At 66.8% G+C, this 19,108-nt stretch carries 16 protein-coding genes; 7 read left to right on the top strand and 9 right to left on the bottom strand.

Features of this window, described 5'->3' with window-relative positions; genetic code table 11:
- The first annotated feature begins 117 nt into the window (after positions 1–117).
- Positions 118–1,062, top strand: coding sequence for an adenylate/guanylate cyclase domain-containing protein (locus tag QUV35_RS13770; protein ID WP_300875035.1), 945 nt, complete (start codon positions 118–120; stop codon positions 1,060–1,062).
- 78 nt (positions 1,063–1,140) lie between these two features.
- Positions 1,141–3,627 carry a penicillin acylase family protein gene (locus QUV35_RS13765; RefSeq protein ID WP_300875029.1) on the top strand — a complete coding sequence of 829 codons (2,487 nt, stop codon included), beginning with the start codon at positions 1,141–1,143 and terminating at the stop codon, positions 3,625–3,627.
- Between the two features lie 9 nt (positions 3,628–3,636).
- Here the strand turns inward: QUV35_RS13765 and QUV35_RS13760 are convergent, their stop codons facing one another.
- The 5 genes from QUV35_RS13760 to QUV35_RS13740 are packed head-to-tail and all read right to left on the bottom strand — an operon-like array spanning position 3,637 to position 7,927.
- Positions 3,637–4,428 carry an ATP-binding cassette domain-containing protein gene (locus tag QUV35_RS13760; protein WP_300875026.1) on the bottom strand — a complete coding sequence of 264 codons (792 nt, stop codon included), beginning with the start codon at positions 4,426–4,428 and terminating at the stop codon, positions 3,637–3,639.
- A 50-nt stretch (positions 4,429–4,478) separates the two neighbouring features.
- Positions 4,479–5,621: a succinylglutamate desuccinylase/aspartoacylase family protein gene (locus QUV35_RS13755; RefSeq protein WP_300875023.1), complete on the bottom strand. Its 1,143-nt coding sequence runs from the start codon at positions 5,619–5,621 to the stop codon at positions 4,479–4,481.
- A 32-nt stretch (positions 5,622–5,653) separates the two neighbouring features.
- Complete coding sequence (locus tag QUV35_RS13750) at positions 5,654–6,367, bottom strand: ABC transporter permease subunit (protein ID WP_300875021.1); 714 nt, start codon at positions 6,365–6,367, stop codon at positions 5,654–5,656.
- A 12-nt stretch (positions 6,368–6,379) separates the two neighbouring features.
- Positions 6,380–7,066 (bottom strand): ABC transporter permease, encoded by a 687-nt coding sequence (locus QUV35_RS13745; protein WP_300875018.1) that lies wholly within the window; start codon positions 7,064–7,066, stop codon positions 6,380–6,382.
- A gap of 12 nt (positions 7,067–7,078) precedes the next feature.
- Entirely contained in the window at positions 7,079–7,927 is an 849-nt protein-coding gene (locus QUV35_RS13740) for an ABC transporter substrate-binding protein (RefSeq protein ID WP_300875015.1), read from the bottom strand.
- Positions 7,928–8,223: 296 nt separating this feature from the next.
- On the opposite strand from QUV35_RS13740, the gene QUV35_RS13735 reads away from it, so the two are divergent.
- From QUV35_RS13735 to QUV35_RS13715, 5 genes are read left to right on the top strand one after another with little or no spacing between them, the layout of a single operon-like run.
- Positions 8,224–9,612, top strand: a complete 1,389-nt coding sequence (locus tag QUV35_RS13735; protein WP_300875012.1) for an AMP-binding protein — start codon at positions 8,224–8,226, stop codon at positions 9,610–9,612.
- A gap of 44 nt (positions 9,613–9,656) precedes the next feature.
- On the top strand, positions 9,657–11,324 hold the full coding sequence (locus QUV35_RS13730) for a cation:proton antiporter family protein (protein ID WP_300875009.1): 1,668 nt from the start codon (positions 9,657–9,659) through the stop codon (positions 11,322–11,324).
- Positions 11,321–12,223, top strand: a complete 903-nt coding sequence (locus QUV35_RS13725) for a universal stress protein (RefSeq protein ID WP_300875006.1) — start codon at positions 11,321–11,323, stop codon at positions 12,221–12,223. The genes QUV35_RS13730 and QUV35_RS13725 overlap by 4 nt, the downstream gene beginning before the upstream one ends.
- On the top strand, positions 12,220–13,563 hold the full coding sequence (locus QUV35_RS13720; protein ID WP_300875003.1) for a DASS family sodium-coupled anion symporter: 1,344 nt from the start codon (positions 12,220–12,222) through the stop codon (positions 13,561–13,563). The genes QUV35_RS13725 and QUV35_RS13720 overlap by 4 nt, the downstream gene beginning before the upstream one ends.
- 5 nt (positions 13,564–13,568) lie before the next feature.
- Positions 13,569–15,149, top strand: coding sequence for a Na/Pi symporter (locus tag QUV35_RS13715; RefSeq protein ID WP_300875000.1), 1,581 nt, complete (start codon positions 13,569–13,571; stop codon positions 15,147–15,149).
- Positions 15,150–15,438: 289 nt separating this feature from the next.
- Here the strand turns inward: QUV35_RS13715 and QUV35_RS13710 are convergent, their stop codons facing one another.
- From QUV35_RS13710 to QUV35_RS13695, 4 genes are all read right to left on the bottom strand, one after another.
- Complete coding sequence (locus QUV35_RS13710; RefSeq protein ID WP_300874996.1) at positions 15,439–16,950, bottom strand: tripartite tricarboxylate transporter permease; 1,512 nt, start codon at positions 16,948–16,950, stop codon at positions 15,439–15,441.
- Positions 16,951–16,966: 16 nt separating this feature from the next.
- Positions 16,967–17,455 (bottom strand): tripartite tricarboxylate transporter TctB family protein, encoded by a 489-nt coding sequence (locus QUV35_RS13705; protein WP_300874993.1) that lies wholly within the window; start codon positions 17,453–17,455, stop codon positions 16,967–16,969.
- A gap of 129 nt (positions 17,456–17,584) precedes the next feature.
- Complete coding sequence (locus QUV35_RS13700; RefSeq protein ID WP_300874990.1) at positions 17,585–18,265, bottom strand: ankyrin repeat domain-containing protein; 681 nt, start codon at positions 18,263–18,265, stop codon at positions 17,585–17,587.
- 15 nt (positions 18,266–18,280) lie between these two features.
- Positions 18,281–19,099: a TatD family hydrolase gene (locus QUV35_RS13695; protein WP_300874988.1), complete on the bottom strand. Its 819-nt coding sequence runs from the start codon at positions 19,097–19,099 to the stop codon at positions 18,281–18,283.
- Between the last annotated feature and the right edge of the window lie 9 nt (positions 19,100–19,108).

The raw sequence follows: 19,108 nt of genomic DNA, 5'->3' as shown, positions 1-19,108 counted from the left end.
CCCCCAGGTTCTTGGTTCTATCGGGGCGACAACTATTCTGACGCGGGGGGAGGCCAACCGGCGCGATCGGCCCGCCAAGGGCCCTGTGCTTTAATTCACACCACACAAAACCGCTCTATGGCCGAACTGACAATTGCATTCGTGGATTTGACCGGCAGCGTCTCGGTGTTTGAAACATTGGGTAACGATCGCGCCACGATGGTGGTGACCAAACTCACCCAATGGATCGGGGCCACCGGCATGGAACACGGCGGCACCGTGGTGAAGATGCTCGGCGACGGCGTCCTGCTCTCGTTCACCAGCAACCGCCAGGCCGTCGAGGCCATGGTGCAGATCCAGCAAGAACACGCCAAGCGGGTGGTCCAGTGGCCCAACCGCCTCAAACTCATGATGCAGATCGGCATGGCACGCGGCCAGGTGGTCGTGGTCGACGGCGACTGCTTCGGAGATGCCGTCAACCTGGCCTCGCGCCTGAGCGATCTGGCCGGCGGCGAACAGATCCTGGTGACGGACAACGTGGTGCGCGAACTCGGTCCTCGCACCGCCATACGCAGCCGCAGTCTCGGGCCTATCCGTATCAAGGGGCGTACAGAACCCTGTGAGGTATTTCGCATCGAATGGCAGCAGGAGATGCTGTCGGAATTCCTCACCTTGCCCGCCGACCTGCATGCGCTCACGCCGCCCAAGGACATCGGCATGGGCGGCATCGAGCTGGCCTGGCTGGACAGCAGCCGAAGCTTCGGTCTGACCGAACTGCCGCTGAAGATCGGGCGGGTGCCCGAGGCCGACTTCGTGGTCAGCGACCCGCGGGTCTCGCGCATGCACACCAGCATCGACATCCGCTCGGGCAACTACGTGCTGGAAGACATCAGCAGCTACGGCACCTGGGTGCGCTTTGCCGGTGGCGACAACGTGATCGCGCTGCGCCGCCAGGAATGCATGCTGCACAGCGACGGCGAGATCGCGCTGGGTGCGCCGTTCACCGATTTCAGCGCTCCCACGGTGAGCTTCAGGCTGGTCAACGGCAACATGGTGCTTGGCCGGACACCCCAGCGCCGCTGACGGCGCCGCGACCTGACGGCCGGGCCTTCGGCGCCGGCGCTGACAGGGACAACCCAAAAAAATCATCCCGGAGACAACATGCGCTGGATCAAACGGTTTTTCGCGTTGCTGGTGCTGCTGCTGGTGGCATCGGCGGCGGTGCTCTTCTTCTACGCCCAGCGCAGCCTGCCGCAGACCGAGGGTCGGCTGCAACTCGCCGGCCTGGGCTCGCCGGTGCTGGTGCACCGGGACGCGAGCGACGTGACCCACATCCTGGCCAGCCGCCCGCGGGACGCCTGGAAAGCCATGGGCTATGTGCATGCCCAGGAGCGCGGCTGGCAGCTCGAATTCAATCGCCGGGTGATGCGAGGCGCCTTGTCCGAAGTGCTGGGCCCGGCCACGCTGGAGACCGACAAGCTGATGCGCACGCTCGGCATCCGCGAGGCCGCGCAGCGGCAGTGGGAAGGCCTGCCCCCCGATGCACGCACGGCGCTGGAGGCCTACAGCGAGGGCATCAACGGATTTTTTGCCACCAGCGCACAGGCGCTGTCGCCCGAATTCGTGCTGCTGGGCATCGACCCCGGCCCCGAGGCGCGGGCCGGGCGCTACTGGGACCCGCTGGACAGCGTGGGCTGGTCGATCATGATGGCGCTGGATCTGGGCAGCAACTGGGGCAACGAATTTGCGCGGCTCACGGCCTTGCAGGGCATCGACACGCCGACCCTGTGGGAACTGTTCCCGCCTTACCCGGGTGAGCAGCCCGCGGCCAGCGCCGATCTGGCTGGCTTGTACCGTGGCCTCGGCCTGTACCGGTCGGCGCCGTCCAGCACGTCGTCCGCCGCACCCGAGCCGCAAGGCATGGCCGCGCTCATCGGACGCGACCTGGAGCGCTGGGTGAACGAGCTGGGCAACAACGACGGCAAAGGGTCGAACAACTGGGTTGTCTCCGGCGCACGCAGCCAGAGCGGCATGCCCTTGCTGGCGAACGATCCGCACCTGGGCCTGAGCGCGCCCGCCATCTGGTATTTCGCGCGTCTGCAGGCACCCGATGCCGATGGCATCAAGGGCATGGATGTGATCGGCGCCACGTTGCCGGGCACGCCGTTCGTGGTGCTCGGGCGCACCGAACAGGTGGCCTGGGGCTTCACCAACACCGCACCCGATGTGCAGGATCTCTACATCGAGCAGATCAACCCGGCCAATCCGGCGCAATACCGGGTGCCTTCCAGCGACGCCGAACCCCGCTGGGCCGACTTCTCGCTGCGCATGGAGACCATCCGCGTGAAGGACCAGCCGGATGTGAGCCACATGGTGCGCAGCACGCGTCACGGCCCGGTGCTCAGCGACGCCCAGGCGCGTCACGGCGAGGTCATCGACACCGCCCGGTTTGTGCTGGCCTTGCGCTGGACGGCCCTGGACACCGACAACCGCAACGTGGTCGCCTCGCTGCAATCGAACCGCGCGCAGTCCGTGGCCGACCTGATGCAGGCGTTCGCCGACTTTCATGCGCCGATGCAGAACGTGTTGATGGCCGACCGCAGCGGAGTCATTGCCTTCAAGGCCGTGGGCAATGTGCCCTTGCGTGCACCCGACAACGACATCCGCGGCGTGGCACCGGCACCTGGCTGGGAGTCGCGCTACGACTGGGTCGGCTGGCTGCCCTATGCCGACACGCCCCAGGACACCGGCGAACGCGGCTGGATCGCCACCGCCAACCAGCGCATCCATGCGGCCGACTACCCCCACTTCATCACGCAGGACTGGGCACCACCGTACCGCCAGCAACGCATCGAGGCGATGCTGGAGGCCACGCCGCGGCACACGGTGGCGTCTTTCCAGGCCATGCACGGCGACCTGCAGTCGGCCGCCACGCTGCGGCTGCTGCCGTTCCTGCAGAAGACGGCGTCGAGCCACCCCCTGGCCGCTGCGGCTCAGGCGCAACTGCAAGGCTTTGATGGCGAGATGCGGGCCGAACTGGCTGCACCGCTGATCGTCACCGCCTGGGTCGATGTGTTCACCCGGCAGGTGGTGGGTGAACGCCTGGGCCAGGCCCGCTTCGAGACGATGTACGGCAAACGCCTGTTCAGAAGCGCGGTGGAGGGCATCCTGGAGCGCAACGATGCGAGCTGGTGCGGCGCGGCCGGCTGCGCCGCCGCCAGCACGCGCGCGCTGGACAGCGCACTCGACCAGTTGCGGCAGACGCATGGCGACGATGTGGCCGCCTGGCGCTGGGCCGACGCCCACCCGGCGATCTCCATCCACCGTCCCTTGAGCAACGTGAAGCCGCTCGCCCCCTTCTTCGAGGTGCGCACGCCCACGGGCGGCGACCCGTTCACGGTCAACGTGGGGCAGTACCACCTGGACAAGGCCGACGCACCGTATGCCAACCGGCATGCGGCCAGCCTGCGCGCCATCTACGATCTGGCCGACATGGACAACTCGCTGTTCATCTACCAGACCGGTCAGAGCGGCAACGTGTTCTCGGGCCGCTACCGCGACATGAGCCAGCCCTGGGCGGCGGTTCAGTACCGGCCGCTGAAGATGCGGCCCGGCGAATGGACCTCGACGCTGGAGCTGGTGCCCTGAGGCGCCGGACTACTTGAGGTTGCCCGAGAGGAACTGGGCAAGGCGCTCGCTCCTGGGCCTGGCCAGCACCTCGGCGGGCACCCCCTGTTCTTCAATGCAGCCCTTGTGCAGGAAGATCAGGTGGGATGAGACCTCGCGCGCAAAACCCATCTCGTGGGTGACCACCACCATGGTGCGGCCTTCCTCGGCCAGCAGCTTCATCACGCGCAGCACCTCGCCCACGAGTTCGGGGTCGAGCGCGCTGGTGGGCTCGTCGAACAACATCACGTCGGGCTCCACCGCCAGCGCGCGCGCGATCGCCACACGCTGCTGCTGCCCGCCGCTCATGTGCGACGGGTAGCGGTCTTCAACGCCCTTCAAGCCCACGCGTTCGAGGTAACGGCGCGCGGTCTCCACCGCCTTGTCCTTCGGGATGCCCAGCACATGCACCGGCGCCTCGATGATGTTCTGCATCACCGTCATGTGGGCCCAGAGGTTGAAGTGCTGGAACACCATGGCCAGCTTGGTGCGCAGGCGCTGCAGCTGCGCCGCGTTGACCGCGCGCAACTCGCCGTGTTTGTCGGCCTTGAGCTGCAGCTCTTCGCCAGCCAGCAGGATGCGCCCGCTGTTGGGGTTCTCCAGCAGGTTGATGCAGCGCAGCAACGTGCTCTTGCCCGAGCCGGAACTGCCGATCAGGCTGATCACGTCGCCGGCGCGGGCCTGCAGCGACACGCCCCTGAGCACCTCGTTGTCGCCGAACCGCTTGTGGATGTTGTCCACCTCCAGCAGGGGGCGGGCAGAAGACTGGCGTTCATCGGTCATGGAAGGGCCCGTAGGAAAGGTGGCTTCGAAAGAGGGCGGTCATGGCGGGCTCAGGCGCCGAGCAGGTCGCCCGAGCGAAAAGGCGTGGCGCCGGCGATCTTGCCCACTTCGCCGCCTGCAACAACGTAGCGGGAGCTCACCGCGGCGTACAGCACGCCGTCCACCCCGGCGCACACCGGGTGCACACGGGACTGCCCGGCGGCGGTGGGGTCGATGACCTCGGCCACGAGGTCGCCCACGCGCAGCTGCGCGCCCACGGCGACACGAAACACCAGCACGCCGGGCACCGGCGAGCGCAGCGTCTGGGAGCCGGCCAGCGGCGTGGCCGCGTGCAACAGCGGCGGAATGGGCGGCCGCGGCCGGTCTGCGGCGAGCACGCCGGTGTGTTCGAGGAAGGCCACGATGGCCTGTGCGTCGGCGGATGCGTGCGGGTGCGCCACGTCGTGTTCTCCGCGCAGCTCCACCGTGGCGCTGGCACAGGCCTGGGGCAGGGGCACGTCCACACCGGCCGCCTTCAAGGCATCGGAGAGCTGCCACCACAGGCCCGAGAGGCGCTCGTCAAAAGGGCCGCCGCCCGACTCGCGGGCCAGCAGCACGGCCTGGCAGCCGAGCAGACGGGCCAGCGGCTCCAGCGGAGGCCAGCACACTTCCTCGCTGTAGAGGTGCATCACGGCTTCCCAGTCGCAGTGCAGGTCGAGCACGGTGTCGGCGTCGTGGGACAGAAGCAGCAGTTCGCGGCGCAGGCTGTCGAGCTCGGTGGCGGGCTGCCAGTCGGTGAGGAAACGGTGGACCAGCGCGCGCACGGTGTTCACGTTGTCCTGCGCGTTCTGGCCGAGCCGGGTCAGGGCCTGCGGCAGCACGGCAGCGGCCATGTCGGGGTAGTGGCGGTTGAAGTTCTGCGCCGTGTCGAGTTCGAAGCGGCCCATCGGCTTGTGGTCGAGCCGCTGCGCCAGGCCGATCGGGTTGGCCGCCGGCACCAGCACCACCTGACCCTGCATGCGGCCATCGCGCTCGGCCACCTCCAGCAGGGTTCTGAGGTGGTGTGCCACCAGCATGCCGGGCAGTTCCTCGGCGTGCAGGCTGGCCTGGATGTACACCTTGGGGCGGGCCTGGGCCAAACCCGCACGAAAACTCACCAGGGTCTTCTGGCTGCCCAGGCTCTGGCTCAACAAGGCGTGTTCGGTGCGTTGCATGGAAGGCGGGGCGTGGCCTGCGGTGGTGGCGCTCAGTGCGCGCGCGGGGCGAGGTGCGCCAGGAAGCGCCGCTCGGCCAGCTTGAACAGGCCGACCAGGCTGAAGGTGATGGTGAGGTAGATGGCCGCGGCGAACAGGTAGGCCTCGAACGGCAGGTAGAAGTCGGAGTAGATGCGGCTGGCGGCGGCGGTGATGTCGAGCATGGCCGGCACGGTGCTGGCCAGGCTGGTGCTGTGCAGCATCATCACGACTTCGTTGCTGTAGGCCGGGAGCGTGCGGCGCATGGCGCTGGGCAGAACGATGCGCCGCAGCGCCATGCCGCGGCTCATGCCCATGGCCTGCGCGGCCTCGATCTCGCCGGCCGCGGTCTCGCGCATCGCGCCGGCCAGCATTTCAGCGGTGTAGCCGGCGGTGTTCAGGCTGAAGGCCAGCAAGGCACAGAAGAAGGGCTCCTTGAAATGGGTCCAGGGCCAGACGTCGTCCCAGCGCGCCTGCACCCATTCAAGCTGCGCAATGCCGTAATAGATCAGGTAGAGCTGGATCAGCAGGGGCGTGCCCCGGATCACATAGGTGTAGACCCCGACCACCCAGCGCAGCGGTGCCACCGAGCTGGTGAGCGCCAGCGCGAACAGCACGGCGAGCACGGCGCCGACACCCAGCGAGGACAGCAGCAACGTGAGCGTGGTGATCACGCCCTCGCCGTACAGGGCCAGCGAGCTCGGTTCGAAGATGACGTCCCACTTCATGGAGGGTGTTCCTCAGGCACGGGCGCGCTTGACGCCCAGGCTGAAGCGGCGGTCGAGCCAGCGCAACGCCCACAGCGACACCGAGGTGTAGATCAGGAACAGCACTGCGGCGAACAGGAAGAAGGTGAACGGCTCGCGCGTGGCAGCGCTGGCCTGCTTGGCCAGGTAGGTCATTTCCTGCAGGCCGATCAGGCTGATCAGGGCCGTGGCCTTGATCAGCACCAGCCAGTTGTTGGTGAAGCCGGGCAGGGCGTAACGGACCATCTGCGGAGCGGTGATGCGCATGAAGGTGCGCGCCGGGCCCATGCCGAAAGCCCAGGCCGCCTCCATCTGACCTTTGGGAATCGACAGGATCGCACCCCGGAAGGTTTCGGTCATGTAGGCGCCGTAGATGAAACCGATGGTGAGCACCCCAGCGAGAAACGGGTTGATGTCCACCACGGCCTTGCTGCCCATGCTGGCCAGCAGGTGGTTCAGGCCGATCGTGCCACCGTAGAAGATGAGCAGCATGAGCACCAGCTCGGGGACGCCGCGCACCAGCGTGGTGTAGACCGTGGCCAGGCTGACCAGGACCGGGCGGCCCGACAACTTGGCCGCTGCTCCGCCCAGCCCCAACAAAATGGCCACCACGAGGGCAGCCAGTGAGACACCCACCGTGAGGAGGGCGCCTTGCAGGATCGAGACGAAGTAGCCGGACAAAACCGAGCCGGCTTATTCGCCGTACACGTCGAAGTCGAAGTACTTCTTGCTCACCGTTTCGTAAACACCGTTGGCGCGGATGGCCTTGATGGCGGCATTGAGCTCGTCCTTGAGCGCGGTTTCGCCCTGGCGCATCGCCACGCCGACGCCGTAACCGAAGTACTTCACATCGGCCAGCGACGGGCCGACGAAGCCGTAGCCGGCGCCTTCGGGCTTGCTCAGGAAACCACCCGTGACTTCGACCGTGTCGGCAACGGTGCCGTCCAGGCGGCCGGACTTGATGTCCAGGTAGACCTGGTCCTGCGCTTCGTAGGGCACCACGTTCACGCCGACGGTCTTGAGTTCGCCCATGGCGTACTTTTCTTGCGTGCTGCCCTTGAGCACGCCGATCTTCTTGCCCTTGAGCGAGGCCAGGTCGGTGAAGGCCGTGTCGGCTTTCACGACGATGCGGCTGGGGGTGTTGTAGTACTTGTCGGTGAAGTCGACGACCTTCTTGCGGTCGTCGGTGATCGACATGGAGCTGATGATCACGTCGTACTTCTGGGCCTGCAGACCGGGGATCATGCTGTCCCAGACCTGCTCGACGTACACGCACTTGCGCTTGATCTCGTTGCACAGGGCTTCTGCGATGTCCACGTCGAAGCCGGTCGGCTTGCCGTCGGAGGTCTTGAAGGTGAAGGGCTCGTAGGTGGGATCGATGGCCACCTTGAGTTCAGGCAGTTCGGCCGGTGCGGGCGCGGCTGCCGGGGCAGCCACTGGCGCCGGCGCCGGGGCGGCTTCGGGCGCCGGTGCTTCGGTCTTGCCACAGCCCACCAGGGCAGCAGCGGCGATCATGCTCAGGGAGAGAAGAACGTGTTTCATGGTTGTCTTTCAGGGGCAGCCTCTGTGGGCGCCAGGAAGGTTGATACAGCAGGTGGATTGTAGGTGGCGGCTTCGACGGGCTTGTCGCAAGGGCTGCTGGTGTTTCCCCGCATATCGGGGCACAGCGGTCCTGCTCGAACGGATGAATGCAGCGCCGGAACCCTGGCCTTCCAAGCAAGAAGCCCGCCAGTCTCCCCGCCGGCTTGACTCAGGTCAAGCCCCACGCGCCCCCCGGGCCTTAGCCTTGGCATGACAAGGAGACGCCATGAACCCCCACCCCACGAGCCCGTGCCGCGATGCAGACGACGTTTGACCCCTGGCGAAGCGGCGTCGCCGCGGTCGCTGTGTCGATGTCGGCCGGTGCGTCGCCTGCCTTCCTGCAGGCGCAGCAGGAGCGTCGGCTGCGCGAGCTGCTTCGCGCCGCCGAGCAGGGTTCGGCCCACCACCGGCGCGTGTTCAAGGGGTTTGACCTGGAACGCGTGCGCCTGAACGAACTGCCGGTCTCGCACAAGGCCGAACTGATGCACGATTTCGCCAGCTGGGTGACGGACCCGGCGCTGCAGCTGGACGAGCTTCGCCGCTTCATCGCACAGCCGGCCAACATCGCCCGGGCCTTTCTGGGGCGCTACACGGTGTGGGAAAGCTCGGGCAGCACCGGTGAGCCGGCCGTCTTCATTCAGGACGCATCGGCCATGGGGGTGTACGACGCCCTCGAAGCCTTTCGCCGCCCGGTGCTGCGACCGCTGCAGTCCTGGCTCGATCCCTGGGGCCTGGGCGAGCGTCTGGCGTTCGTGGGTGCCACCGGCGGCCACTTCGCCAGCACCGTGTCGGTCGAACGCTTGCGCCAGTTGCAGCCTGGCCTGTCACACCGCTTGCGCGGCCTGTCGTTTCTGCAGCCGATGGACGCCCTGTGCGGTGAACTCGACGAATTCCAGCCGACCTCGCTCGCGACCTACCCGAGCGCGGCGGTGCTGCTGGCCGAAGCGCAGCGTGCCGGTCGTCTGCACCTGCGTTTGCGTGAAGTCTGGACCGGCGGTGAATCCCTGTCAGCCACCGCGAGGGCGTTTGTGGGACGCACGTTCGGCTGCCCGGTAAGCCAGAGTTATGGCGCCTCCGAGTTCCTGTCGCTGGCGTTTGAATGCCGTCACGGCACGCTGCACCTCAACAGCGACTGGGCGATCCTGGAGCCGGTCGACGCACGGGGCAGGGCGGTGCCGCTCGGGCATCCCGGCACCACGACCCTGCTGACCAACCTGGCGAACCATGTGCAGCCCTTGATCCGCTACGACCTCGGCGACCGGGTGACACTGCTGCCCACGCCGTGCGCCTGTGGCTCGCACCTGCCCGCCATCGAGGTGTGGGGGCGGGACGACGACACGCTGGTGTTGACCCGGGGTCGGGGAAAGGGCGTGGTGAAGGTGGTGCCCCTGGCGGTGAGCACCGTGCTCGAAGAGGCCGGCCTGTTCGACTTTCAGCTGGTGCAGCGCACCGCCACCGAGTTGTTGCTCAACACCGGGCTGCAAGGTGAGGCGGCGCAGCCCGCCCTGGCGGCGGCCAGCGCGCAGTTGCAGGCTTTCCTGCACCAGCAGGGCGCGCGCGGGGTGCACATCCGCTGCAGCAGCGACACGCCGGCGATCTGCGGTCGCAGCGGCAAGATCCAGCGCGTGATCGCCTGCGGCGCCTGAGGCCCTTGTGCCGAACTCGCTTCCCTGACCTGACTCCACCGGCCATGCACGAACCCTTTGCCGAATTTGCACTGCTGCTGTTGATCTGCGCGCTGGCGGGTGCGGTCTTCGTGCGGCTGCGCCAGCCGGTGCTGATTGCCTACATCGTGGTGGGCATCGCGGTCGGTCCGGCCGGCTTCGGCCTGGTGACGGCGCACGACCAGATCGACCTGCTCGCGCAGGTGGGCGTGGCGGTGCTGCTGTTCGCGGTGGGCCTCAAGCTGGACCTGCACCACGTTCGCCACATCGGTCCGGTGGCGCTGGCCACGGGGCTGGGCCAGCTGGGCTTCACCATCGTGATCGGCTTCACGCTGGTTCTTGCGCTGGGCAAGGGCGCCATGGAAGCCCTGTATGTGGCGGTGGCCCTGACCTTCTCCAGCACCATCATCATCGTCAAGCTGCTGTCGGACAAACGCGAACTCGACAGCCTGCACGGTCGCATTGCGGTGGGCTTCCTGATCGTGCAGGACCTGGCCGTGGTGATCGCCATGATGACCATGAGCGCCCTGCGCAGCACCGGCGACGCAGGCGATGGTGCTGCAGGGTGGACGGCGGTGCTGCTGTCCTTGTCGTGGCGGCTGGTGCTGGCGGCTGCCTGCATGTATGTGCTGATGCGCTGGGTGCTGCCGGTGGTCGTGGCGTCGATGGCCCGCTCGCAGGAACTGCTGCTGGTGTTCGCCATCGCCTGGGGCGTGGCGCTGGCCGCGCTGGGTGAATGGGCCGGCTTCAGCAAGGAGGCGGGCGCCTTTCTTGCCGGCTTCTCGCTGGCCTCCACGCCCTACCGCGAGGCCATGAACGCGCGGCTGACCGGCATCCGCGACTTTCTGCTGCTGTTTTTCTTCATCGATCTCGGCGCCAGGCTCGACTTTTCCACGCTCGGCGCCGAGCTGGTGCCGGCCATCGTGCTGTCACTGTTCGTGCTGATCGGCAACCCGCTGATCGTCATGGCCATCATGGGCTACATGGGTTATCGACGTCGCACCGGCTTCATGGCCGGCCTCACCGTGGCGCAGATCAGCGAGTTCTCGATCGTGTTCGTGGCCATGGGCATCACGCTGGGGCATGTGGGTGTGCAGGCGCTGGGCCTGACCACGCTGGTGGGGCTGGTGACGATCACCGTGTCGACCTACATGATCCTGTATGCACAGCCCTTGTATGAGCGGCTGTCACCCTGGCTGCGGATCTTCGAACGCGACCATCCGGGGCGCGAGATTGCGGCGGAGTCGCAGCAGAACACCGTGCGCGATGCCCAGGCGATCGTGTTCGGGCTGGGCCGCTACGGCAGCCGCCTGTTCGAGCAGTTGCACGCCGACGGCGTGGCCGTGGTTGGCGTCGACTTCGACCCCGAGGCGGTGCGCGAGCTGCAGGGCAGGGGGCTGCCGGTGGTGTTCGGCGACGGGGAAGACCCCGACTTTCTCGAAACCTTGCCGCTGCGTCAGGCGCGCTGGGTGATCACGACCTTCCCGCAATGGGAGTCGAACCGCGCGCTGCTGCATGCGCTCAAGGTCGTGCACTATCAGGGGCAGGTGGTGGGCGCAGTGCGCGATGCGGCCCACGGGCGGGCGCTGGCCGCCGCCGGTGTGGCCCGGGTCCTGAATCCGTTTGACGACGCTGCCGACCACGCGGCCGCCCGGCTGGCGCATGACATCCATCAACAGGAGACAACACCATGACATCCAGACACCCGCTGGGGCCCATCGTCGCGGCCACCGACTTTTCAGCACCGGCCCGCCACGCGGCCCAACGGGCAGCGCGTCTGGCGCAGGAAACCGGCGCACCGCTCACATTGATGCATGTGCAACCGGGTGGCCCGCTGCAGGAGCTGCGCCGCTGGCTGGGCGAGGGGCATGCATTGGAACAGCAACTGGTCGATGAGGCAGGCCGGCAACTCGATGAGCTGGTGGCGCAGCTGCACGCTGGCCGCACGCCAGGCATCCGCGCGCTGCAGGCCACCGGTGCGCCTGTGGACGAGATCGTTCGTGAGGCCGAGACGCAGGAGGTCGGCCTGCTGGTGGTGGGTGCGCGCGGCGCGGGCTTTTTACGCCGGATGGTGCTGGGCAGCACGTCGGAGCGGCTGTTGCGCCGCACGAAGCGCCCTGTGCTGGTGGTGCGCCAGACACCGCACGAGCCGTACCGGCGGGTGCTGGTGGCGCTGGACTTCTCGCCCTGGTCGGCCCACGCCATCACGCTGGCACGGCGGGTGGCGCCCCACGCGAAGCTGCTGCTGCTCAACGCCTGCCAGGTGCCGTTCGAATCGAAGCTGCATTACGCCGGAGTCGATGAAGCGACCATCGATCGCTACCGGCGACAGGCCCGCGCCGACGCCACCCAGCGGGTGCACGCGCTGGCGCTGGCCAGCCACCTCAAACCAGGCGACTGGGAGCCGTGCATCGTCGAGGGAGAGGCGTCGCAACGCATCGTCGAACTCGAACAGGACAAGGACTGCGATCTGGTCGTGCTGGGCAAGCACGGCACATCGGTCACCGAAGACCTGTTGCTGGGCAGCGTCAGCAAACACGTGCTGGCTGAAGGCAGCACCGACGTGCTGGTGTCGACCGCGCACGAGGCATGATCTGGCCGCCTTCGCCGTTGCTGCGCGTGTCGGGCTGCCTGGCACTGGCGGCGCTGGTGTACACCGGTGCGCCGCAACCCGAGGCGCTGCGCACCGGGCTGGCGCTGTTCGTGCTGATCGGCGGGCTCTGGATGACGCAGGCCCTGCACCTGAGCGTCACGGCCTTGCTGGTGCCCCTGCTTGCCACGCTCGCCGGTCTGATGGACCTGGGCTCCGCGCTGGCGTCGTTCGCCCACCCTGTGATCTTCCTGTTCTTGGGCGGCTTCGCGCTTGCCGCGGCCTTGCAGCAGCAGGGTCTGGACCGTGCGCTGGCACTGACGGTGCTTCGCCTGGCGTCGGGGCGGCGCGCGGTGGCGCTGTCCTTGCTGTTCGGCCTCACGGCCCTGCTGTCGATGTGGATCAGCAACACCGCGACCGCCGCGATGATGCTGCCGCTGGCGCTCGGTCTGATGCGTGAGGACGACGGCGTGCGCGAGCGCAGCTTCGTGTTGCTGGGCGTGGCCTACAGCGCGAGCATCGGCGGCATCGGCACGCTGGTGGGCAGCCCGCCCAATGCCATCGCGGCCGCGCAGGCCGGCATCGGCTTTGCCGAGTGGATGCGTTTTGGCGTGCCCCTGGTGATCGTGTTGCTGCCGCTGATGGTGGGCGTGCTGTTTCTGCTGCTTCGCCCCCGGCTCGGTGTTCAAACGCCCGAGCCGGTCGACAGCGCTTCGGGCGATCGCTGGACCCGTTCGCAGCGCATCACCCTGGTGGTGTTCGGCCTCACCGCCGCAGGCTGGATCGGCGCGGCGCCACTCGGGCAGGCGCTGGGCATGACGGCCGACCTCGACAGCGTGGTCGCGCTGACCGCCATCGTCGCGCTGGTCGCCAGCGGTGCCATCACCTGGCCGCAGATCGAGCAGCGAACGCAGTGGGGTGTGTTGCTGTTGTTCGGTGGTGGCCTGGCGCTCAGTCAGGTGATGGCGTCCAGCGGAGCCAGCCGCTTCCTGGCGGACGCGTTGACCTTGGCCTTGCAAGGCGCGCCGACGGTGCTGTTGCTGCTGGGTGTGGTGACCTTTGTGGTGTTCCTCACCGAGCTGGTCAGCAACACCGCGTCTGCAGCGCTGCTGGTGCCGATTTTCCTGGGGGTGGCCGCCACGTTGGGACTGCCGCCACCGCTGTTCGCAGCGGCCATCGCGGTGTCGGCCTCCTGCGCCTTCATGCTGCCGGTGGCCACGCCGCCGAATGCGCTGGTTTATGCCACCGGGCAGGTGACGCAGGCCACCATGATGCGTTGCGGCCTGGTGCTCAACCTCGTGTGCATCGCGGTGATCACCGCAATGGCCAGTTGGGTCCTGTGATGGCCATGCTGCAGACACTGGGTGTGATGGCGGGCGGGCTGGGCCTGTTCCTGCTGGGCATGGGCTTGATGACCGACGGCCTGAAACTCGCGGCCGGCCCTGCGTTGCACCGCATCCTGGCCGGCGCCACCCGCACGCGTCTGCACGGGCTCGGGTCGGGCATGCTGGTCACGACGCTGGTGCAGTCGTCCAGCGCGGTGACCGTGGCCACGATCGGCTTCGTCAACGCCGGCCTGCTGGCGCTGGGTCCCGCCCTGTGGGTGCTGTTCGGTGCCAACGTCGGCACCACCATGACCGGCTGGATCGTGGCGCTGGTGGGTCTGAAGTTCAAGGTGGAAGCCCTGGCCATGCCGCTGGTGGGCCTGGGTGTGCTGCTGCGCTTGACCGGCGAAGGCCGGCGCCACGGCGCCTTCGGCACCACGCTGGCGGGATTCGGGCTCCTGTTCATGGGCATCGCCTTGCTGCAACAGGCCTTCACCGACCTGGCCGGGCAGCTCAGCTTGCCGCAGGGGGAGGGGGCTGCGGCGGTGCTGGCGCAACTCGGTATCGGAGTGCTGATGACCGTGCTGATGCAGTCATCCAGCGCGGCCATGGCCATCACGCTCACCGCGGCCCAGGGCGGGCTGATCGACATGCAGGGTGCGGCGGCGGTGGTCATCGGCGCCAACATCGGCACCACCGTGACGGCGCTGCTGGCGGCCATCGGCGCCACGCCCAATGCGCGTCGCGCCGCCGTGGCCCATGTCGTTTTCAACTTGCTCACCGGTGCCGTGGCACTGCTGTTGTTGCCGTGGATTATCGACGCCCTCGGCCACGTTCGTGAAGCGTTGGCCTTGCCACCCGACCCGGCGGCCATGCTGGCCCTGTTCCACACCTGCTTCAACCTGCTGGGCGTGCTCCTGATCTGGCCACTGGCCAGCCCATTGACCCAGTGGCTGCAAAGACGGTTTCGCGCCAGCGAGGAAGACGAGGCGCAACCCCGTTTTCTCGACGACAACGTGCTCGCCGTGCCGACCCTGGCCCTGGACGCACTGGCGCGTGAAGTGGCGCGTGGCGGGCAGGTCGCGTTTCGGATGGTCCGGGCAGCGCTGGCCGGAGCCGGTGCGCCGTCTCTGGCCCGCGACGAGGCGATCTTTTCGGGCCTGGATTCGGCCATTGAAGGGTTTGTGGAGCGGCTGCGGCGCGCAGCGATGTCGCGCGAATCCAGTGCCCGGCTGGCCGAGCTGCTTCGGATTCACCGTTACCACGAGAGCTGCGCCGAACAGGCCGGGCTGGCCGCCGGGCTTGCGTTGCCGCAGCGGGTGGCGGCCGACGTGGAACTGGCCCGCGTGGGCTTTTCCAACGCCGCCAGCGAGTTGCTGGACCGCTGCGGGGCGGTACACCTGTCTGCCGATTTCGAAGAACTCGACGTGGGTCTGCTGCAGACGGGTGCGAGCTACGAAGCGCTCAAGTCGGCGTTGCTCAAGGCAGGCGCCAACGGCCAGCTTGATCTGTCCGACATGGAACGCTCATTGCGCCGCTTCAGTGCCCTGAGACGCGCAACCCAGCAAGCCGTGAAGGCCCGCAGGCGTTTGAGCCTCACATGAAAGCAGGGATGGGAGAAACAGGGTGAAACCGTCGGACGCTGTGGTTGCCTGCAAAAAGGTTCACTGCGAGAGCAGATCCGATGCAATCGTTTTAACTATACATAATATACATCGTAGAGTATCTAAAATACGCACCCGAATCTCTCCCAAAACCACCAAATGGCCACCACACGTCTTTCCAGATCGAGCGCCCGAACCCATGAAACGCTCGGACATCACGCTGTGGCAAGGGAAAAAGCAAAACCCGACGCGAGGTCGGGTTTCCTTGGGGAGAAAGCTCCGGCGAATGTCAATCTTCGACGAAGGCTTCCTCGCGCTTTTTCTTGATGGACGGCAGCAAGACGATCACCAGCAGCAACACCGCCGCCGCCAACAGCGACGCGGAGATGGGCCGGGTCACGAACACCGACCAGTCGCCGCGCGAAATCAGCAAGGCGCGCCGCAGGTATTCCTCCATCATGGGACCCAGGATGAGCCCCAGCAGCAAGGGAGCGGGTTCGCAACCGAGCTTGATGAAGCTGTAGCCGATCAGCCCGAAGATGGCCACCATCCATATGTCGAAGCTGTTGTTGTTGGTGGAATACACCCCGATCGCACAGAACATCAGGATGGCGGGAAACAACCAGCGGTAAGGAACGGACAGCAGCTTCACCCAGACGCCGATGAGGGGCAGGTTCAGCACCACCAGCATCAGGTTGCCGATCCACATCGAAGCGATCAGGCCCCAGAACAGTTCCGGGTTGGATGTCATCACCTGCGGGCCGGGCTGGATGTTGTGGATGGTCATCGCACCCACCATCAGCGCCATCACGGCGTTGGGGGGAATGCCCAGGGTCAAGAGCGGGATGAATGAGGTTTGGGAACCGGCGTTGTTGGCCGCCTCCGGTGCGGCCACGCCGCGGATGTTGCCCTGCCCGAACGGCACCTCACCTGCCTTGAGCTTGGTTTTCTTCTCGATGGTGTAGGCCGCGAAAGACGACAACAGTGCGCCGCCGCCGGGAAGAATGCCCAGCACGGAGCCCAGCGCCGTGCCACGCATGACGGCCGGCGCCATGCGCTTGAAGTCTTCCGCCGTGGGCATCAGACCGTGCACCTTGCCGGTGAACACCTCGCGCTTGGTCTCGTCCTGCGACAGGTTGCTGATGATCTCGCCGTAGCCAAAGATGCCCATGGCGATCACCACGAAGCTGATGCCGTCGGTCAACTCCGGAATGTCAAAGCTGAAGCGGGCCACGCCGGAGTTGACGTCGGTCCCGATCAGGCCGATGAGCAGGCCGAGCACGATCATCGCCAGTGCCTTGAGCAGCGAGCCCGAAGCCAGCACCACGGCGCCAATGAGGCCCAGCACCATGAGCGCGAAGTACTCGGAGGGGCCGAAGCTCAGTGCCACCTCGGTCAACGGAGGTGCGAACGCGGCGAGCACCAGCGTGCCGACGCAACCCGCGAAGAAAGAGCCGAGACCGGCGGCAGCCAGCGCAGGACCCGCCCTGCCCTTGCGCGCCATCTGGTAGCCGTCGATCACGGTCACGACCGATGAGGATTCGCCCGGCAGGTTGACCAGAATCGCCGTGGTGGACCCGCCGTACTGCGCGCCGTAGTAGATGCCGGCCAGCATGATGAGTGCCGCCACCGGCTCCAGGCCGTAGGTCACAGGCAGCAGCATGGCGATCGTGGCCAGCGGCCCGATGCCGGGCAGAACACCGATCAGGGTGCCGAGCAGGCAGCCCACGAAAGCGTAGAGCAGGTTCTGCAGGGTGAAGGCAACACTGAAGCCCAGTGAGAGGTTGTCAATCAGGTCCATGGGGGTGGGTCTCCGGTCAGGCGGTCAGGAAAGCAGGCCACACCGGGAACTGCAGGTTGAGCATGTAGACGAAGGCGCCGTAGCTGCCGATCGCCAGGAGGGTCGCCAGAAACAGGGACTCCTTGACGCTGGACTTCGGGCGGGCGAAACCGGCGGTGACCACCAGGCCGTAGATGGCGACGATCAGGCCCATGGCGGGAATGCCGAAAGACGGCAGACCCACCAGCAGCACACCAAAAACCAGGTTGGCGCCCAGCACGAAACCGAGCGGCCGCCAGGCAATGCGCCCGATCGGGTCGCCATCAGGCGCCTTGCTGCGAAACGATTGCGCCGTGATGGCCACACCCAGGACGGTCAGAAGAATGCCGAGCAGCAGCGGAAAGTAGCCGGGGCCCATGCGGGCTGCATTGCCCACCTCGAAGTTCGTTGCGCCCACGGCGAACGCGACGCCCACGATGGTGAACATCAATCCAGAGAAAAAGTCTCTTTGACTTGCCAGCTTCACAGTGTCTCCTCCGACTTGTTGGGTGCCGCGATTCTGATCCGCCCGGGGCGTTTCCCCCATGTGGGTTACACCTACACCCGGGTGTCGCCAACGTGCCTCGAGGCCGCAACAGCGGCCGTGGCCCTGGATTTACCAGCGGCCCCGGGGCTGCTTCGCCCGAACGAACGCGGCAATGATTTCTGCCGATTCGGCGCGTTGCGCGCGGTTGGCGAAATCGATCGCCGAGAGGCCTTGCTGGTTCTTGAGCAGCGGATCGGCGCCCTCCTGAAGCAGCAACCTGACCACGCCGGGGTTGCCATAGTGGGCCGCCATCATCAGCGGGGTCGTGCGGTTGGGCGACTCGGCATCGATGTAGGCGTGGTGCTCCAGCAGCAGGCGCACCATGGCCACACTCTCGTCGCCGGCGTTGGTGGCGGCGTAGTGCAACGGGGTCCAGCCGGTTTTGTTGACCTCGGCCTTGCGCTCGATCAGGCGCCGGGCTGCTTCAAGCCGCCCTTTGAGCGCGGCCATCATCAGCGGACTTTCATCCTTGCTGGTGCGCGCTTCGACCTGCACCTTGGAATCACCCAGCAAGTAACTGGCCACCGCCGGGGCCTCATCGCGCAGCGCGAGGAACAGCGCGTGTTCACCCGCCTCGTTGCGCGTGTTCAGGTCGAAGCCGCGCTGGGCGAGCTGGCGCACCGCAGCCACATCGTCGCGCTTGACAGCGGAAAAAAAGTCGTCGAACGAACTGGCCGCAGCGAGGCTGGAAGCCGTGACCAGCGCAGCTGCGATCCATTTTAAAACAACGTACTTTTTAGATTTATTCATGTGATTTCTCACCATTCAGACAGGCTGCGGCAGCGACACCTGGTCAAACAGGCGTTCGAAATTGGCGCTGGTCTCGCGAGCCACCTGCTCCACGTCCAGGCCCTTGATGCGTGCCACCTCGGCCGCCACCCAGGGAACGAAGGCAGGTGAGTTGGTTTTGCCACGGTGGGGCACCGGCGCGAGGTACGGGCTGTCGGTTTCGATCAGCAATCGGTCCATCGGCACCAGGGCGGCCACGTCCCGGATGTCGCCCGCGCTGCGGAATGTGAGGATGCCCGAGAAGGAAATGTAGAAACCCAGGTCGAGCGCCGCGCGGGCCACCTCGGCCGTTTCGGTGAAGCAGTGAAACACGCCGCGCGCCAGCGGCAACGGACCGGCGTCATCACCGAAGCCGCCCGCCTCGCGCAGGATGGCCAGGGTGTCCTCCGAAGCGCTGCGGGTGTGGATGACCAGTGGCAGGTTGGTCCTGCGGGCGGCCTCGATGTGGGTGCGAAAGCGCGACCGCTGCCAGGCCATGTCGGCCACGGTGCGTTCACCCAGGCGGTAGTAGTCCAGCCCGGTCTCGCCGATACCCACCACCCGCGCACGGCCTGCCCGCTCCAGCAGGTCGTCCAGGGTCGGCTCCTGCACACCTTCGTTGTCGGGATGCACACCCACCGTGGCCCAGAGGTTGTCGTGTGCGATGGCCAGCCCGTGCACTTCGTCGAACTCCTCCAGCGTGGTGCAGATGCACAGCGCCCGATCGACCTGGGCCAGCGCCATGGCGCCCAGGATGTCGGGCAGACGGCTTTTCAGCTCGGGAAAGCTCAGGTGGCAGTGGGAGTCGGTGAACATGCAGGCCCT

Source organism: Hydrogenophaga sp., assembly GCF_030373225.1.
GTDB lineage: Bacteria > Pseudomonadota > Gammaproteobacteria > Burkholderiales > Burkholderiaceae_C > Hydrogenophaga.
The sequence above is the reverse complement of the archived record's forward strand: the minus strand, read 5'-3'. Positions and strand labels throughout refer to the sequence as shown.

Coding starts and splice junctions, on each gene's coding strand:
- QUV35_RS13740 (WP_300875015.1), bottom strand. CDS start 7,927: ATGAAACACGTTCTTCTCTCCCTGAGCATGATCGCCGCTGCTGCCCTG.
- QUV35_RS13695 (WP_300874988.1), bottom strand. CDS start 19,099: ATGTTCACCGACTCCCACTGCCACCTGAGCTTTCCCGAGCTGAAAAGC.
- QUV35_RS13710 (WP_300874996.1), bottom strand. CDS start 16,950: ATGGACCTGATTGACAACCTCTCACTGGGCTTCAGTGTTGCCTTCACC.
- QUV35_RS13715 (WP_300875000.1), top strand. CDS start 13,569: ATGCTGCAGACACTGGGTGTGATGGCGGGCGGGCTGGGCCTGTTCCTG.
- QUV35_RS13735 (WP_300875012.1), top strand. CDS start 8,224: ATGCAGACGACGTTTGACCCCTGGCGAAGCGGCGTCGCCGCGGTCGCT.
- QUV35_RS13760 (WP_300875026.1), bottom strand. CDS start 4,428: ATGACCGATGAACGCCAGTCTTCTGCCCGCCCCCTGCTGGAGGTGGAC.
- QUV35_RS13755 (WP_300875023.1), bottom strand. CDS start 5,621: ATGCAACGCACCGAACACGCCTTGTTGAGCCAGAGCCTGGGCAGCCAG.
- QUV35_RS13700 (WP_300874990.1), bottom strand. CDS start 18,265: ATGAATAAATCTAAAAAGTACGTTGTTTTAAAATGGATCGCAGCTGCG.
- QUV35_RS13730 (WP_300875009.1), top strand. CDS start 9,657: ATGCACGAACCCTTTGCCGAATTTGCACTGCTGCTGTTGATCTGCGCG.
- QUV35_RS13720 (WP_300875003.1), top strand. CDS start 12,220: ATGATCTGGCCGCCTTCGCCGTTGCTGCGCGTGTCGGGCTGCCTGGCA.
- QUV35_RS13765 (WP_300875029.1), top strand. CDS start 1,141: ATGCGCTGGATCAAACGGTTTTTCGCGTTGCTGGTGCTGCTGCTGGTG.
- QUV35_RS13725 (WP_300875006.1), top strand. CDS start 11,321: ATGACATCCAGACACCCGCTGGGGCCCATCGTCGCGGCCACCGACTTT.
- QUV35_RS13750 (WP_300875021.1), bottom strand. CDS start 6,367: ATGAAGTGGGACGTCATCTTCGAACCGAGCTCGCTGGCCCTGTACGGC.
- QUV35_RS13770 (WP_300875035.1), top strand. CDS start 118: ATGGCCGAACTGACAATTGCATTCGTGGATTTGACCGGCAGCGTCTCG.